Annotated in this window: 14 protein-coding genes; 4 read left to right on the forward strand and 10 right to left on the reverse strand. The window is 61.0% G+C overall.

Annotated elements, in window-relative coordinates; all coding sequences use genetic code 11:
* The 6 genes from J3A64_RS23465 to J3A64_RS23490 all read right to left on the reverse strand — a co-directional run bounded on the left by J3A64_RS23465 (position 1) and on the right by J3A64_RS23490 (position 5,095).
* Positions 1 to 933, reverse strand: coding sequence for an ABC transporter ATP-binding protein (locus tag J3A64_RS23465; protein ID WP_286363965.1), 933 nt, complete (start codon positions 931 to 933; stop codon positions 1 to 3).
* Positions 934 to 1,189: 256 nt separating this feature from the next.
* Complete coding sequence (locus tag J3A64_RS23470) at positions 1,190 to 1,801, reverse strand: sigma-70 family RNA polymerase sigma factor (protein ID WP_210066501.1); 612 nt, start codon at positions 1,799 to 1,801, stop codon at positions 1,190 to 1,192.
* Between the two features lie 327 nt (positions 1,802 to 2,128).
* Positions 2,129 to 3,082 (reverse strand): hypothetical protein, encoded by a 954-nt coding sequence (locus tag J3A64_RS23475; protein WP_210066502.1) that lies wholly within the window; start codon positions 3,080 to 3,082, stop codon positions 2,129 to 2,131.
* Positions 3,083 to 3,089: 7 nt separating this feature from the next.
* Positions 3,090 to 3,566, reverse strand: coding sequence for an RNA polymerase sigma factor (locus J3A64_RS23480; RefSeq protein WP_210066503.1), 477 nt, complete (start codon positions 3,564 to 3,566; stop codon positions 3,090 to 3,092).
* A 34-nt stretch (positions 3,567 to 3,600) separates the two neighbouring features.
* Positions 3,601 to 4,380: a hypothetical protein gene (locus J3A64_RS23485; protein ID WP_210066504.1), complete on the reverse strand. Its 780-nt coding sequence runs from the start codon at positions 4,378 to 4,380 to the stop codon at positions 3,601 to 3,603.
* A gap of 181 nt (positions 4,381 to 4,561) precedes the next feature.
* On the reverse strand, positions 4,562 to 5,095 hold the full coding sequence (locus J3A64_RS23490; protein WP_210066505.1) for an RNA polymerase sigma factor: 534 nt from the start codon (positions 5,093 to 5,095) through the stop codon (positions 4,562 to 4,564).
* Between the two features lie 489 nt (positions 5,096 to 5,584).
* Here J3A64_RS23490 and J3A64_RS23495 point away from each other — a divergent pair, with 489 nt between their 5' ends.
* The 4 genes from J3A64_RS23495 (at position 5,585) to J3A64_RS23510 (ending at position 10,129) form a co-directional block, all read left to right on the forward strand.
* A complete protein-coding gene (locus tag J3A64_RS23495; protein ID WP_307807242.1) occupies positions 5,585 to 6,751 on the forward strand; it encodes an ATP-binding protein in 1,167 nt (388 codons plus the stop codon).
* 444 nt (positions 6,752 to 7,195) lie between these two features.
* Positions 7,196 to 8,290: a tyrosine-type recombinase/integrase gene (locus J3A64_RS23500; protein ID WP_210064045.1), complete on the forward strand. Its 1,095-nt coding sequence runs from the start codon at positions 7,196 to 7,198 to the stop codon at positions 8,288 to 8,290.
* Positions 8,287 to 8,625 carry a helix-turn-helix transcriptional regulator gene (locus J3A64_RS23505; protein WP_210064044.1) on the forward strand — a complete coding sequence of 113 codons (339 nt, stop codon included), beginning with the start codon at positions 8,287 to 8,289 and terminating at the stop codon, positions 8,623 to 8,625. The genes J3A64_RS23500 and J3A64_RS23505 overlap by 4 nt, the downstream gene beginning before the upstream one ends.
* 436 nt (positions 8,626 to 9,061) lie before the next feature.
* On the forward strand, positions 9,062 to 10,129 hold the full coding sequence (locus J3A64_RS23510; RefSeq protein ID WP_286176232.1) for a recombinase XerD: 1,068 nt from the start codon (positions 9,062 to 9,064) through the stop codon (positions 10,127 to 10,129).
* A 23-nt stretch (positions 10,130 to 10,152) separates the two neighbouring features.
* Here J3A64_RS23510 and J3A64_RS23515 read toward each other — a convergent pair whose 3' ends face one another.
* The 4 genes from J3A64_RS23515 to J3A64_RS23530 form a co-directional block, all read right to left on the reverse strand.
* Complete coding sequence (locus J3A64_RS23515) at positions 10,153 to 10,821, reverse strand: thioredoxin domain-containing protein (protein WP_210064042.1); 669 nt, start codon at positions 10,819 to 10,821, stop codon at positions 10,153 to 10,155.
* The gene (locus J3A64_RS23520; RefSeq protein ID WP_210064041.1) at positions 10,818 to 11,651 is read right to left on the reverse strand and encodes a cation diffusion facilitator family transporter; all 834 of its coding nucleotides are present in this window, start codon (positions 11,649 to 11,651) and stop codon (positions 10,818 to 10,820) included. Before J3A64_RS23520 ends, J3A64_RS23515 begins: the two co-directional genes overlap by 4 nt.
* A complete protein-coding gene (locus J3A64_RS23525; protein WP_210064040.1) occupies positions 11,648 to 11,974 on the reverse strand; it encodes a helix-turn-helix transcriptional regulator in 327 nt (108 codons plus the stop codon). The genes J3A64_RS23520 and J3A64_RS23525 overlap by 4 nt, the downstream gene beginning before the upstream one ends.
* Before the next feature lie 362 nt (positions 11,975 to 12,336).
* The coding region (locus J3A64_RS23530; protein ID WP_210066507.1) for a bifunctional lysylphosphatidylglycerol flippase/synthetase MprF at positions 12,337 to 14,748 on the reverse strand (2,412 nt) is incomplete at its 5' end.

Below are 14,748 nucleotides of genomic sequence, written 5' to 3' on the forward strand. Positions count from 1 at the left end.
TCATGCCTCCGCCAGTTCGTTCTGTTCGCCGTAGACGCTGATGAAGATTTCCTCCAGCGAGACGCGCTCGGTGGTGAAGCTGCGGACCCCGACGCCGGCACCCATGAGTTCGCGCAGGACGGCGGTTTCCGTCGCGCCCTGTTGGGGTGCCAGGTCAGCGGTCCCTGCGCCGTGGGAGGCGATAGTGTATAGGTCAGAGGCTGGAAGTGTGCCCTCGTACGTGACCCGGTACACGGTGCCGCCGAACTGGTCCTGCACATCCGAGACGGTGCCGTAGGCCCTGGAGGTGCCGTCCTTGAGCAGGATGACCCGGTCGCAAAGCCGTTCAACTTCCTCCATCTGGTGGGTGACCATGATGACGGTGGCGCCGGCGAGTTTTTGTTCTTCGATGATGTCCATCAGCAGCCGACGGTTCACCGGGTCAAAGCCCTTGGTCGGTTCGTCCAGAATCAGCAGCTCAGGGTTGTTCATGATCGTCACGCCCAGCTGGATTTTCTGCTGCTGGCCGCCGGAGAGCTTGTCCAGGTTCAGGTTGGCCTTGTCTGCCAGCTGCACTCTTTCCAGGTAGTCCATGGACCAGGCGCGTGCCGCGGCCTTGGTAAGTCCTTTGAGCCGGCCGAAGTAGACCATTACATCCAGGACGTGTTCCTTTTTGTACAGGCCCCGTTCTTCGGGCAGGTATCCGAGCCGTGCACCGTCGCGCGGTTCGAAGGGTTTCCCGTCGATGTGGAGTGTCCCGGAGGTGGGTTGGTAGATGCCCAGCAACGCTCTAAGTGTCGTGGTTTTGCCCGAGCCGTTGCTGCCCAGGAACCCGAAGGTTTCCCCGGCCCGGACGTCGAAGGACAAATCCTTGATGACGGTGGTCTCGCCGAAATTCATCCGGAAGTCTTTGATGTGAACGAGCGGCTCCATGGCCGCACCCCCTGCAGTCATGCATGTCACTCTACGCGTTTCGGAGAACAGAAGCGGCAAGAATGTCCAAGGGATGGAGAGGACCGCGGGAGGACCGTTCCCCGGCATCAGGAGTGAAACACGGCCAGAGAAATACATGGCTTTGGGGGATGGTACCCACAAACTCCCGTGGCGGCCCCTTTAAGGCAATCGGGCAAGGCGACGGTGACGGCGTCGAGAACACGTCACCAACGGCTGAAGCATCACCGCCTCGCAACCCAGTGCTGCTCAGAGGGTTCTATTGAGGACTCGGTGGCTTCCGTGCACGTGTTTGAAGTTGATGAATGCGCTGGTAGCTGAGGCCAAGAGCCTCGCCAATCTCTGGCTTGGTCATTCCTTCAACGGTGAGAAGTTCTATCGCGGATTCCCTTTTCCGGGTTGCCTCCGCCAGGAGGCGGGTGGCTTGTTCCTTAAGCTCCGTGGCTTCCGACCAGGCACGCAGGGCCGGGTGGTTGGGATCGCACCGGATTTCCAGGTGAATGTTCTCGGGTTCCGTGCCGGCCCTGACGGCGAGGTCCTTGATGATCCGGCGTTTGGCCATGACAAGTCTTCCTGCCTTGGACGTCACCTTGAAGTCCGGAGCGTACAGCAGCCATCCTGCCTCGGACCATTGGGCAGTGACCAGGATGATGCGGGGGCCGGGGTATAGCCGAGCCTGAATCCAGCGGTTAAGACGTTCCGGATCGTAGGAGGCACGTTTGCGTGCGCCCGGGAGCCGAAGGTCTTCCGGAGTATCGTTCAGGGCGTCAGCTGCTGCTTGGAACGCTTCAAGGCTTAGTCCAACCCTGCGGGCGGCCCTCTGAGCGGTTAACCGTCGGGGTGTCCCGGAAGGTACCTGATTCATGTTCATGGCTGCTCCTTCAGGTCCAGGCCTTGAGAATACCTTTCATCCTTCTGGTTGTGGCCGACCAAAGGGCAATGGCCGTTCGGTCGGCCACAGCTGCTGTACTCCCGTCACTGTCGCGGAGTTTCTGGTTCCGGGTTTGGGAGGCGGCCATGGCAGACGTGCCGGGGCCGGGTCACTCCGGCCCGGGGGCTCTGCCAGTCAATCCCAGCCGGCCAGCCCGACCGTTACCTCCGTGTGGGTGAGACGAGTAGAGGTGGGTTTCCGGTACTTGAGCTTTTCGGAGCGGCCAACAGTTCTCGGTATGATCCCATGGGTTTTCCTTTAGCCTGGCTACCAGTGTCCGGGCGGTTTTCCTGTTGCTACGTCCCAGAGATGCGAGGTATCGGCAGGGGGCTCTGCGCGTAGGGACGTTATCATCTTGCGAATCCGGGCGTACTCCGTGGATGCCAGGTAAGTGTGGGGATCGGAGTCAGCGAAGGTTCTTGCATAACTACTCCGGGGTACCTCGGGTGCGGCAAGCGTGGGAATCTGGAGTGCATCTCCGAACAGGACGATCAATTGCCCCGGACGAACAGCTTCCGGCCCGGCCGAACACGCTGAGTCATGGCTGGTGGGGGAGAACAGGCCGAATGTTCCCCGGGTCTCCTGGCCCGCCACGAGCGAATACCGGTAGACGGACGTGAGGCCTGCTTCAAGGATCTCAATGCCGGTATGAATCTCCTGTCGATCCAGTTCCGCACTGTCCGTGGCGGCCTGTCCGCACATCCCGGCCAGTGTCCCGGTGGGTGCGGGACCAAGGTACAACATGGCTACGAGCAGCCCATTCTGGTCGCGGACTGTCGCATGCAATCCCGGGAACTCTTCGGACGGCAGGTGGCGCCGGACCTGCCATGCCACCGGAAGCTCGAAACTGGCAGACAGTTGCTCCCCCGTCGCCCATGGGCGGGTTACCACGACCGTTCTCGTTGCAAACTCAGGATCCGGATACACGGCGTTCGCTGAGGGTTCATCATGGTCCTGGATCTCTGCTGGCATCATCTGCAGAATGCCGCTGAGCAGGACCACAGCCAAGGAGACAAGGATCAGCACCCGGCGCGCACTGCCCCGGAGCCGACGGGTATGCCTGGCGTCCGCTAAACGGTAGGTCGTTCCGCTGCCAGGTGTGAGCTGCTCGGCTTCACCGGAGGACGTCAGCAGGGTCTGAATTTCCGCAAGCGATGATGACAGGTCGGCAGGATCCACTTCCGGAGCAGTGCCCTGAATGCGCTGTTCGATGGGATTCATGAGCGTATCAAGTCATCGTACGGCTGGCCGTGGAGACGGGAGCTTCTTTGGGAGGATGCGATGCCCTGCGGAGCCGCTTTTCAGCGCGTCGGTAAGCGCGGTCCAGACGCCGGCCCGCTTCGGCGATGGAACAGTCCAGGTAGTCGGCCAGCTCGGCCATGCTGAGGTGGTCCCAGTAAACCAGCCTCAGGAGTTGCCGGTCCGCGGGCCGCAACGATGCAATCACCCCTGAATCCGACAAGGTATCGTCGGCAGCTGCCCGGTCGACGTCGTCGGACATGTGAGTGGCGGCTTTCAGCGCCGTGGACAGCATGCTTCCAAACTCGGGACCAGCTCCTTCCTGTTCCGAGAGAACGCGCCGGTAGATGTCAAGAGTGATCGTACGGGCATACTGCAGATTGCCCGTCCGCTGTGCCACCGCTGTCAGTGTCCGCAGCAGGACGGCATCTGCCGTTGCCGGTTCGCGGGCGTCCGCTGATTCCATGCCGTGCCCTCCAAAATGCGAAACGTCAGGTGGGTTAGGGGGCTGTAATGCTCACCGAGATGAACAATCGTTTGACGTCCTTGTACGCAGTTGTTTCCATGAAGGCCTCGGCTTCCTCACTGGAGGAGAAGGTTGGGGCGAGCGGACTTACGGCAGGCACGAGCCAGCCGGGGTGCTGTCCTGAGAACATGACGTAGCTGGAGAACATGAAGTAGAAGCCTGGTCGTTCGGCGTGGACCAGGAAGTACTGGTTACACGGATCGGTGTCGTTCCCGGGCGCCCTTGTGGTGATGCCGAACGACGGGACGAGTTCGCCGCCGGCGCCCGATACCACCCTGTACACGAACCGAGGTGGAACAGTGCCCGCGATGCCCCGCTGATAAGGAACATCCACCGGTGAACTGTCGAGTTCGGTGTAAGACTCTTGGGTCCCCGCGCAGGCTGCAGGATCGTAGCGGTTTCCGAACGGTCCGTAGTAGACCATCGCCGCAGCAGCGAGGGATCCGGGTGAGCCGTCCTGGCTGGATGGAGCATTCAGCCATGCGGTCACGGCCGGATAGTCAGGATTGGTACTGTCGACGTCATTGTCCATTTGGTCCAACTGCCATCCCGGCGGTATGCGGACATGCACAACGGTTTCACGATTCCTGAGCACGTCCGCAGAGACACTCCCTAGCCTCCAGTCTTCGGCGGCCGCCGTTCCGGTCTCCGACGGTGCCACCGGCTGAGGAGGCGTGAGGTTCGAGGACAGCAGACCGACCAGCGGTGCGGCTACCAGCAACAGCGTGGCCGCCACGATGGCCACGGCGGGCATCAGTTTTCTAAAGGGCCGACGAGGCTGGGGCTGGTCAAACCGCGACCCGTCACGGCGCAATCGGTGTTCCATGGCAGGCTCCCCTTGCGGCTTCCTGAAATCTGCGACTGGAGCCCGGGGCGGTTCAGTATCGTCCGGGACCGGGTTCGCGCGCTTCAGAAGATTTTCGATGGGTTCCATGTCAGCTCCCTGCGCTCTGTGCGGTCCGGGCAGCGGCCTCTGCGAACGCCTTTTTTGCCCTGTGGAGACGGACTCCGGCCGTTCCTTCAGTGCAGCCAAGGCAGCGTGCCAGTTCCGCCGTGGTGAAGTTGTCCCAATACACAAGAATCAGCACCTCACGATGGTGTTCCGGAAGCCGGCCAAGGGTTTCCATCACAGGGTCGGAGGCAGGTTCTGCGCCCGGCCGGGAACCATCCACTGGCGTTTCCTGGCCCGCTGCACGCATACGAGCGAACTCTCTCAACTTCACCATCAGTTCGCGACGGCGCTTCCTTCCGCGGAATTCGTTGCCCAGGAGATTGTGCGCCACTGCGCAAAGCCACGGCAGCCCGGCGTCGTTCTGGTCATTGAACTTCCGCCATGCGATCCAGAAGACGTCGTCCGTCAGTTCCTGGGCCGTCTCGGGGTCACCGATTCGACGCAGTATGTAGTGGTAGACGCGGCGGTAGTGTGCCCTGTACAGGGCCTCAAACTCCGCCTCGCGTTCCAACAGCATGGGACCGCCCCACTCGGACTATCTCCCCGGAAATCCCCGGATACTGATCATGTTTCCGGATACACCCGATTCCTTACAGACCGGCCCGAAGGATTTCCCTTGGCAGTTTCCCGCTTGCTGTGACCGGGCTCGATGATCCCCATGCTTTTCGACGACGCTGGTGTGGCCACGGTACCCGTAGGCTTTTAGCACCGGGGCAGCGAAATCGGACGTCATCGCCGGGCTGCCGGCCGAATTGGCCCGCGCGATCGTCCGCCGCTTCAGAGGCCGGGAGATGGTTGCCGAGGCCGTCGCCGATCTGCTCAAAGACACCGGATGTGAACCCGGAGCAGTGCTCACCCAGCGGGAAGCTGCCGCTACGTCGAAAACTGCCAGTGCAATTCGCCCGGCCATCTAAACCCCAAGGAATCCTAACAAAAGATAACGACTTATAACAGATATTGTTATAAGTCGTTATAGACGGTTATTCTTGGTTTCATGGACCCAGCAATGAATCCCTTCAATCCGGGCTCCGGTGTCCGGCCGCCCGAGCTTGTGGGTCGCGACGGTGAAATCAATGCCTTCGACCTGCTGGTCGCCCGCTCAAAGTCCAACACCGTGGGGGACAGGGGCATGGTGCTTTCCGGCCTTCGGGGAGTCGGAAAGACCGTACTGCTCAACGTCTTCGCCGAACACGCCCGTCGCAACGACTGGCTGGTCATCCAGATCGAAGCCCAACCCGGAGAGGCCGGCAAGACGGCCACCCGGGCAAAACTCGCCCGCGAACTGGACATGGGCACCCGTAGACTTCGCGGCAAACCCGCTTGGAACTTCCTTCAGGGCGCCATGGCCAGCATCGGCAATATCTCTGCCAGTCTCGGAGTGACCGGTCTTTCGGCTTCCGTCACTACCAAGCAACAAGGACGCGCGGACTCCGGCAATCTCGACATCGACCTCGAGGAACTGGTCGAGGACGTATCCCTCGCCATGCGGAAAGCCCGCGCCGGGTTCGGTCTGTTCATCGATGAAATGCAGGACCTGGATGAAGAGCTGTTGACCGTGCTCCTCTCAATCCAGCACCTCGCAGGCCAACGCGGCTGGCCCTTCTACATCATCGGCGCGGGCCTGCCCAACCTTCCCGGCAAAATCTCCGAAGCAAGAACCTATGGGGAGAGACTCTTCCTCTACCGAACCATCGGCCAAGTCAACAACGAAGCCGCGACCGAAGCACTCGCCCTGCCCATCAACAGGCTCGGAGCATCGCTGACACCGGATGCACTCTCTCTCCTCCTGTCGGCGGCCAACGGCTACCCCTTCTTCCTCCAGGTTTACGGGCGCTCCGCCTGGGAGGCTGCCTCAGAAAAGGTCATCAGCGGCGAGGACGCCCAACTAGCTGTACGGTTAGGCACCAGTGACCTCGACCATGGCTTCTTCGAAGCCCGATGGCAGCGCGCCACCAACGCAGAACGCCTGTACCTCAGAGCCATGGCCCAGGACGGCGACCAACCCTCCGCAACCGGGCAAATCGCCGAACGACTCGGGAAATCAACCGGCAAGCTCGCGGTCATCCGGTCCCGGCTCATCGCCAAAGGCGTCATCTACGCACCGGAATACGGATCCATACAATTCACCGTCCCGGGAATGGCCGCCTTCATCGCCCGCCAAAACGAAGACTGACAACGCCGCCAAGCCATCCACAGCACGAGACCCTGCAACGTGAGGAACCGCGTGCCGGGGAATACCCGACAAGGTGCGCAACCTCCGAGGTTTGCGCAGCAGACTGCTGCGCAAACCTCCTGGGTCGGCGGATTCCGGCTCGTGAGAGCTGCCTACGTGAGGGCAACGCCGATAAGCACCCATATGTCGTGCTTTCCTCTGCGTATCTCATCAGATGAATCAATCGCGCGATTCGTGGCTCGATCAAAGGAGCCTGGTTAATTCCCTCGATTCGCGCCGCATTTCTTGCGCGTTCGGTGCCGTCTGCGGACCTTCCCCGTCCGCACTTGGGGTGAGCCCTTGACCCGACTTGAGCAGTAAAGGGACCTCTGACCTGCACGTTTGTCCTGATGATGCGTTTAATGAATCATTGATTCAGGATTTGAAGTTCACTTGGGAGGTTGTGTGGGTGTCGATGGATCGGGCCGTGTTCACCTTGTGGAGTCCTTACCTCTGCTGCATCCGGAGCAGCAGACGTTCGAGGAAATGCTCAGTGGATGGCGCAATCAGCAGTTGTCGCGGAATCTTCAGTTCGGCACGATCGATCAACGGATCCGCTTTGTTCAGCGGTTCATGGAACACGTCAACGAGTTCCCCTGGCGTTGGTCACCAGCCCATGTTGAGGAGTACTTCGGGGACCTGCGTTCGATCCGGAAGTTGGCTCACTCAACGCTGCGTGGTCAGCAGTCTGCCCTGCGGCAATTCAACTCTTACGTCGCCAATCCTGATTACGGTTGGGACGTTGTTTGCGAGCGACGGTTTGGTACCCACCCGGCCCAGGTCTTCTTCGACTGGAACACGGCCACGCATGCCGAGGAGTTCGAGGGCAGGCCATCGAAACGGCCCTTCACCAAGGACGAGCTGCAAAGACTCTTCGACTACGCGGACGACCAAGTCGAGATCATCCAGGCCTCCGGACGAAAAGGCTGGAAGGCTGCTTACCGTGATTCCGTCATGCTGAAGATCGCCTACTCCTATGGGCTGAGGTTCAACGAGCTTCGTCATTTGCAAACGGTCGATTTCAGCATCAACCCGCATATACGCCGGTTCAGGAAGGTAGGCGTTTGCAAAGTGCGGTTCGGCAAAGCCCGGAAAGGCTCGCCACCGAAGTCCCGTAGCGTGCTCACAGTCTTCGAGTGGACGCCGGACATTCTTGAAGACTGGCTGGCCAATGGCCGCGGGACGCTTCAGACGCTGGACCTCTTTCCCAGCGAACGCGGTGGTTTGATTGTCGAGTCGACTCTCCTGCGAAGGCTCCGCCGGTATTTGGATGAGTTGGGCATAGCTTCGGATGGGCTGGACTTGCATTCATTGCGGCGGTCGTACGCAACCCACTTGGCCGAGGATGGATGGCATTCTAGGTTTGTGCAAGATCAAATGGGTCACGAGTATGCGTCCACCACGGGTATCTATCAGTTCGTCAGCGATGACTTCAGGATCCGGACCCTGCAGGCGGCCCTGGACCGTACTGTTGCCGACGCTTTGGAGGCTGGCCGGTGAAACGCCAGGTTGAGTACACGTGGCGGCTTGCGGAGTTAATGGCCGCCCGGGGACTGCACAACACCACGGGGCTGATCCCCTTGCTGGCAGAACGCGGAATCGAGCTGTCCCGGCCCCAAGTCTATCGCCTGGTCAATCAACGACCGGAGCGGGTCTCACTGCAGGTCATCGCGGCGATCTGCGACATCTTCTCCTGCGGCCCGGAGGACCTGATCACCGTGACGGCCGCAGACGTCCGCGCCCGTAGATCCGGCACGACGAACTCCCCGAAGGTGGTCGACCTCAACCGGACGGTCCGCCCGCGTCGGGCACGCGTCATCAACAATGACGGCTGATAAGCCCGCGGGCCTCACCCCGCGCAACATCGTGCGCGGCCGGCCGCGCACGAAAGGATCCATCACCTGTGCCCGATGCGGCCGAGGCGTCCGCCGAACCAGGGCAAGCTGGCCCGAGGGGCGAATCTGCGGCCCTTGCTTCACGACGGCGACCCGAACTCACGGCACCTGCACAGGCTGCGGTCATCACAGGCTGTTGCCCGGACCACCCGTTTCGGATAGCGGAGACCCTCGGTGCGCCCCATGCGCTGGCATCAATCAGGATTTCCAGTGTTCCCGTTGCCGCCAGGAAGGCGAGTTTTACCGCAAAGGATTCTGCGCGCGTTGCGCCCTCGAAGATGACCTCAACGACCTGCTGACCAGCGATCCGGATCATTCTGGAACCGGGTCACGACTCGTGGAGGTCCTGTGTTTGGCCAGCCGCCCCGAAAGCGTCATGACGTGGAAACGTTCAGCCAGGGTCGCGACGTTGCTGCAATCGATCGCCAGCGGCCAGACCCCACTGACGCATGAGGGTCTGGACAGTCACCGGGACACAGCGGCCCGGGAAGCAGACCACTTACGGGAGATACTTACCCACCACGGCCTCCTCCCGCACCGTGACCTCTATCTGGCGCGTTTCGAGCGCTGGATCCAGGACGAGCTGCCGCAACTGCCAGCGGAAGTCGCCAGACCGGTTGAACAGTTCGCCAAATGGCACCACCTCCGACGCATCCGCCCCATGGAATCGCCGGAGCGGAACCTCCACAGCCAGGTGCACTCGGCCAAACAAGAGATCAAGGAGACGATCAAGTTCCTGAACTGGCTCTGGGCGGTCCACGAACGAACGGCGGCCAACTGCACCCAAGAGGACGTAGACAGCTGGCAGGCCTCAGGTCCCACTACACGGCGTTTGATCCGAACGTTCCTCGCATTCGCTCAGAAGACCGGTACAAACACGCAGGTCCGCGTTGCCCGCCCCACCAGCACGAACCGACCCACCATAACGCCCGAACAACGGCTCCTTTGGATACGCGAATTCCTCGAAGGCAATAGTGATTCCTTGCCCTACAGAGTCGCGGGAATTTTGCTCCTTCTCTACGCCCAACCCCTGACGAAAGTGGCAGCAATCCGAACGAGCGCCGTCACCGTCGACGAGGCCACCGGAAGACTCCGGATCACACTTGGCAAGCACCCCCTCCCGATCCCACCGCCGTTCGCAGAGCTCCTCAAGCAGCACCTTCGAACCCGGCCCAACCTAGGAACAGGAACAAGCGCTCAAAGCCCATGGCTCTTTCCCGGCGGCCGGGCGGGTCACCACTTGGGACCCAATACTCTCGCCGCGCGACTTCTCGACCTCGGCTTGAACTTACGCGGGGCACGCAACACAGCGCTTGACGAGCACGTCATCGCCTCACCACCGCCCATAATCGCCGACGCCCTGGGCTACAGCTACCAAGTCGCTCACCGCCACGCCGAAGCAGCCGGCGACACCTGGTCCCGCTACATCGCCGATCGCTCCTGACTCAAACGCCGTTGCTGTGAGTTCTAACGGATGGCTTCGTCGAGCAACTGCCGGAACTGGGCCTCGGTGTTCAGAGTCAGCTTTTTCCCGTTCAGGAAGAAGGTTGGCGTTCCGGTTACCCCCAGAGCTCGCCCATCAGCGACGTCCCGGTTGATGCGATCCTTCGTTGCTTGGTTAAGGACCGCGTTGTCATACTTTGCCGGGTCCAATCCGAGTTCCTGGGCGTAGTTCCTAAACAGGACCGCTTGGGAGTCCTGCCGTTCCCCCCATTGGGGCTGGGATTCAAACAGCTTGGCGGCCATTTCTTCATATTTACCCTGTCGGGCGGCGGCTTCCACGGCCACTGCTGCCGTGCCGGAATTCCGGTGCCCGGGCAGGGGGTAGTAGCGATGGATGAACGTGATCCGATCCCCGTATTCCTTTTTCAGTTCCGCCAGCAGTGGTTCGGCAGCGCGGCAGGATTCGCATTCGAAGTCCAGGAACTCCACCAGCTGCGCCTTCTCCGTGACCGGGCTCGTGACCCGATGGCTGTCCTCCCTGACGAGCTGGGCGTCGGCGGCCACGACCGGTGCGGCCGGAGCCGGCTTGTTGGCGACCAGCACGGCGTACCAGATCAGCCCGGCACCAACGATTGCAGCCAAGAAGATCCAGATAGCGATGCGGACCCTTCGGCCTGAAATGACGGCGCTCACCGATCCGTCTGCTTTGATCCAAGCTCCACGGCAACCGCCTCGCTCGAGGCGTCTGACCCGCACCCGGCACAGCAGGAACCCGTCGGCTCAGCGCCAGCTGGCCGAGCCAGTTCGATGACTACCGGAGCAGACGTGGTCGGGGGCTTGTCAGTAGGCGCGCAGCACTCATCAAGTTCTTCGTCGGCGTGGCCCTGATCGGCGTGCGGAACGGCGCAGCAGGCCTCACCCTTCCAGGCGTTGATGCCTTCCCTGACTGCGATACCGGCGATAATCAGTGCCGTGACCGCATCGGCCCACCACCAGCCCAGCGTGCTGTTCAGGACCAAGCCGACCAAGAGAACGGCGGACAGATATGTGCACAGCAACGTTTGCTTGGAATCCGCCACGGCCGTCCGGGAGCCGAGCTCCCGCCCTGCACGGCGCTGAGCCCATGACAGCACCGGCATGATCGCCAAACTCAACGCGGCGATAACGATGCCGGGTGTTGAGTGCTGAGCTTCTCCCGCACCGGTCAGGGAGCGGACAGCGTCCACGGCCACGAAAGCAGCCAGCGCGAAGAAGGAAATGGCGATGATCCGCAAGGTCAGATGTTCCCGCGGCTCGGGGTCCCTGGCAGTGAATTGCCAGGACAAGGCAAGAGCCGAGGATACTTCGATGACCGAGTCCAGTCCGAAGCCGATCAGCGCCGACGAATCCGCGGCCCCTCCTGCCCAGAGGGCCACGACGGCCTCGATGACGTTATAAGTAATGGTCGCAGCGGCGAAGAGCCGGATCCTGCGGCCCAGGACCGCACGGCGATCCGAGGTCGGTGCATTTACCAGGGCCGTCATGCGAAGCATTCTCCGTCCGGTGCGCAGCAGGCAGGGTCCACTGCCAGGACAACACCGAGCAGGTCTTTGATGGCGTGACCTAGCCGGGCATCAGCGAGTTCATACCGTGTCCGACGTCCGTCCGGGACCGCGACTACCAGCCCACAGCCGCGCAGGCAGGTCAGGTGGTTGGACATGCTCTGCCGGGACACCTTGATGGAGTCCGCCAGATCGGACGGGTATGCCGGGGCCTCGGCGAGAGCCAGGAGAACCTGGGCCCGCGTTGGATCCGAGACCGCGTAGCCGAACCGGGCCAGCACCGGGGCGTGGGTGAGAATTTCCATAAACCCAAAGTACAGCCATCAATGTATTCACACAATGATGTACCAACAAACCCTGTGACACCGTAGTCCGAAAATTCTCCCATCTAACACCGCATCCATCGCCCACACAACAGCCACGGCATAGGTCTCCACCGGCCTCGAATACGCCCGAACCTGATACACAGGGGTGCCAGTAGCCAGCTTCGTCTCCGAGTCTACAGAAAGTGATGTGACTCCCTGGCACAGATGTAAGAATTTCGGGACGATTAGTGGACGTGTCGGGGTCCACGGATGAAGAAAGCACACGAAACAGTTCTTGAGCTCTTTTTGGGAGAGTCACCTCCGGAGGACAGCCGTCGCAGTCCCCGACGCACGAGAGGGGATTAGCCGTTACTGACGCTGGACGGCAGGTGGTTGGCCATCATTTGCCTCACGATTGCGGTCCCTTGCTTGGCCGACAGACCGGGCAAGTACGCCGCCGTGATCGCCAGACCGATGGAAGGAAGGGCGAGGGTGTCCTGGTAATACATGTATAGGCTGCGGTACTCGGGCTGGAAGCGGGACTTGAACGCGGCGAGGGACTTAAAACCGTATATTGGTTCCAACGCGTCGCGGAAGATCCCGAGGATCTTGACCACCGCGGGTGCGTCTTCTTCGCTGTTCCTGGTGGGATCGCCGAAGTCGGCCAGCGGGGACCCTGAAAGGGAAATCGTGGGCACGTCGGTTTTGAAGTGCGTGACAGCCGATGCGATAAGGAACTCCATGACGCCCTTGAATCCTGTGGTTCTGCGGCGCATGAAGTCCAATGTCCAGCTTGTAACGTGCCCCTCGGTGAAGACCGGGAGCCAGCTAGTGACGCCGTGGACGAGCCCTTCCCTGTCGACGGCGACGCAACATAGGACATCTTCGTCCTTGAGTTCATCGAGACCGCCCATGGTGAAGCCCATCTCGGGAAGGGATTTATCGGCCATCCATTCCTCGGAGATTTCTGCTAATTGGGCTCTCAATCGTGGGGGCATTGTGGGGTAGCGGTGCCATTGGTCTTTGATGCCGAGCTTGTCTGCCCTGTTCAGAGCCGTGCGTACGTTCTGCCATTCCTTACCGTTGAAGGACATGTTCTCGATATTCAGCAGTGTTTCTTCGGCGACCTCCAGTGCCTGGAAGTTCATGCCATCCAAGGAAGCCCCGAGATCTGATGAGGCGGAATAGAAACATGGGCTGAGGCCCAGCTCATGGCAATAGGCGACGAAACCGCGCGCAGCCTCGATCTGCGCCTCGGGTACTCCGAACGGCCCGGCGACGGTGAGTGCGACTCCGTTGTGGAACTGGTAGGCGACCCCGGCCTGGCCGTCTGGGGAGAACCAATACCTGTTGTTGCCCCACAGTGCCATCCAGGACAAGGATCCGCCGCCACGCTTGAGTAGGGTCCTGACTTGGCCCATCTGCTCGTCACCACCCCGACCACCGCGGTTGAAGAGCCTGAAGTTGCGGAATGCCAAATACGCGAAAGCCAGCCAGATCACTGCGCCACCGAACCCGTAAATCAGGGTCGTCATGATTCCGCGGGGGAGTTGGACAACGAAAGGCATCGGGAAGGGAATGACCACATGTGTGAGCTGAAGCAGAAGGTCACGGATGGTTCCCCTCTCCAGATTTCCTTCTGCGCTCCAGAGAATTGTGTAGACGATGATGACTGCTGCGGTGACGATAGCCACTGCCTGGAACATCGACCGTGTGGCCTCCGGGCCAGAGCCGGCACGGAATCGACCCCGAGTAATGAACAGGAGTGCACCAATGGCGGCCGGAACTAGCGCCGCCGGCAGGACGTAAAGCAGCACAATCCCGGATAAGTTTTCAAGCCCGAAGGAGACTAGGAACGCCACGAGTCGGATCAGGACAACTGCGGAGAAAATCACGTTGAGCACCAACGCGATCCACAGTGCGAGCCGCCGACCGCGGCGCAGGCCTTCGGAGCACAGCAGAAGCAGCAATAGCGGAATTATTGACAAAAGTACGGCTCCGGCACTATTGGTGCCCACGGTATTCTGCAGGCCCACACAACTGGAGTCACCGCCGCACAGCTCCCTCATTTCATCGGGATCAGGCGGGTTCTGTAGCGATAGCGCCCCCACCGTTGACAGTGGCCCCATCGCGAAGTTACTGGTCAACTGGGCCAGGAACGGCCCTACTGCGAAGACGCCCACAATGGTCGCGATGAGAAACCGGCTCTCCCGGGGACACGAGAACACTCCGGCTTTCGTCGTTTGCCCGTCTCCTGTTCCCACCATCCTGCCACCTAAGACACCCGCCAACGCCCCGACCAGCAATAGCAGCGATTGGGCAACCCCAACGTAGAGGGCGAACATGATGGCCAGAGCCAACAACCATGTCCGGAGTCTCCGCCGCCACAAATTGTTCAATGACGCGGTAGCGGCGCCCAACGCCGCTGCCGCCCCGCCATATGCACCGACGACAAAGTCCTCACTGAAGTAGCTCACCCACTCGTCAGTGCTGGAAGTGCCCACTAGAAACAGACCAGTTAGGACCAGCGCGCTGAGCACACATCCGGCCAGGAAGGCAACGAGGGCCTTCCATGGTCCGATGATGCGCTCTGCGATACCTACACCCACCACAAATACGATGATTTGAATGAGATAATCCAGCCACGAGGTGGCAAAGAATGCACTGGTGACCAGCGACCACCAACTACTGGCAGGATCCGTAGCGGCGATGCCTACCATGGACAGCAATGCCGGAGAAGGGCCGTTAATCAGCGAACCGCTCGAGGCCGCCAG

The sequence above is a fragment of the Pseudarthrobacter sp. PvP004 genome (assembly GCF_017876035.1).
GTDB lineage: Bacteria > Actinomycetota > Actinomycetes > Actinomycetales > Micrococcaceae > Arthrobacter > Arthrobacter aurescens_A.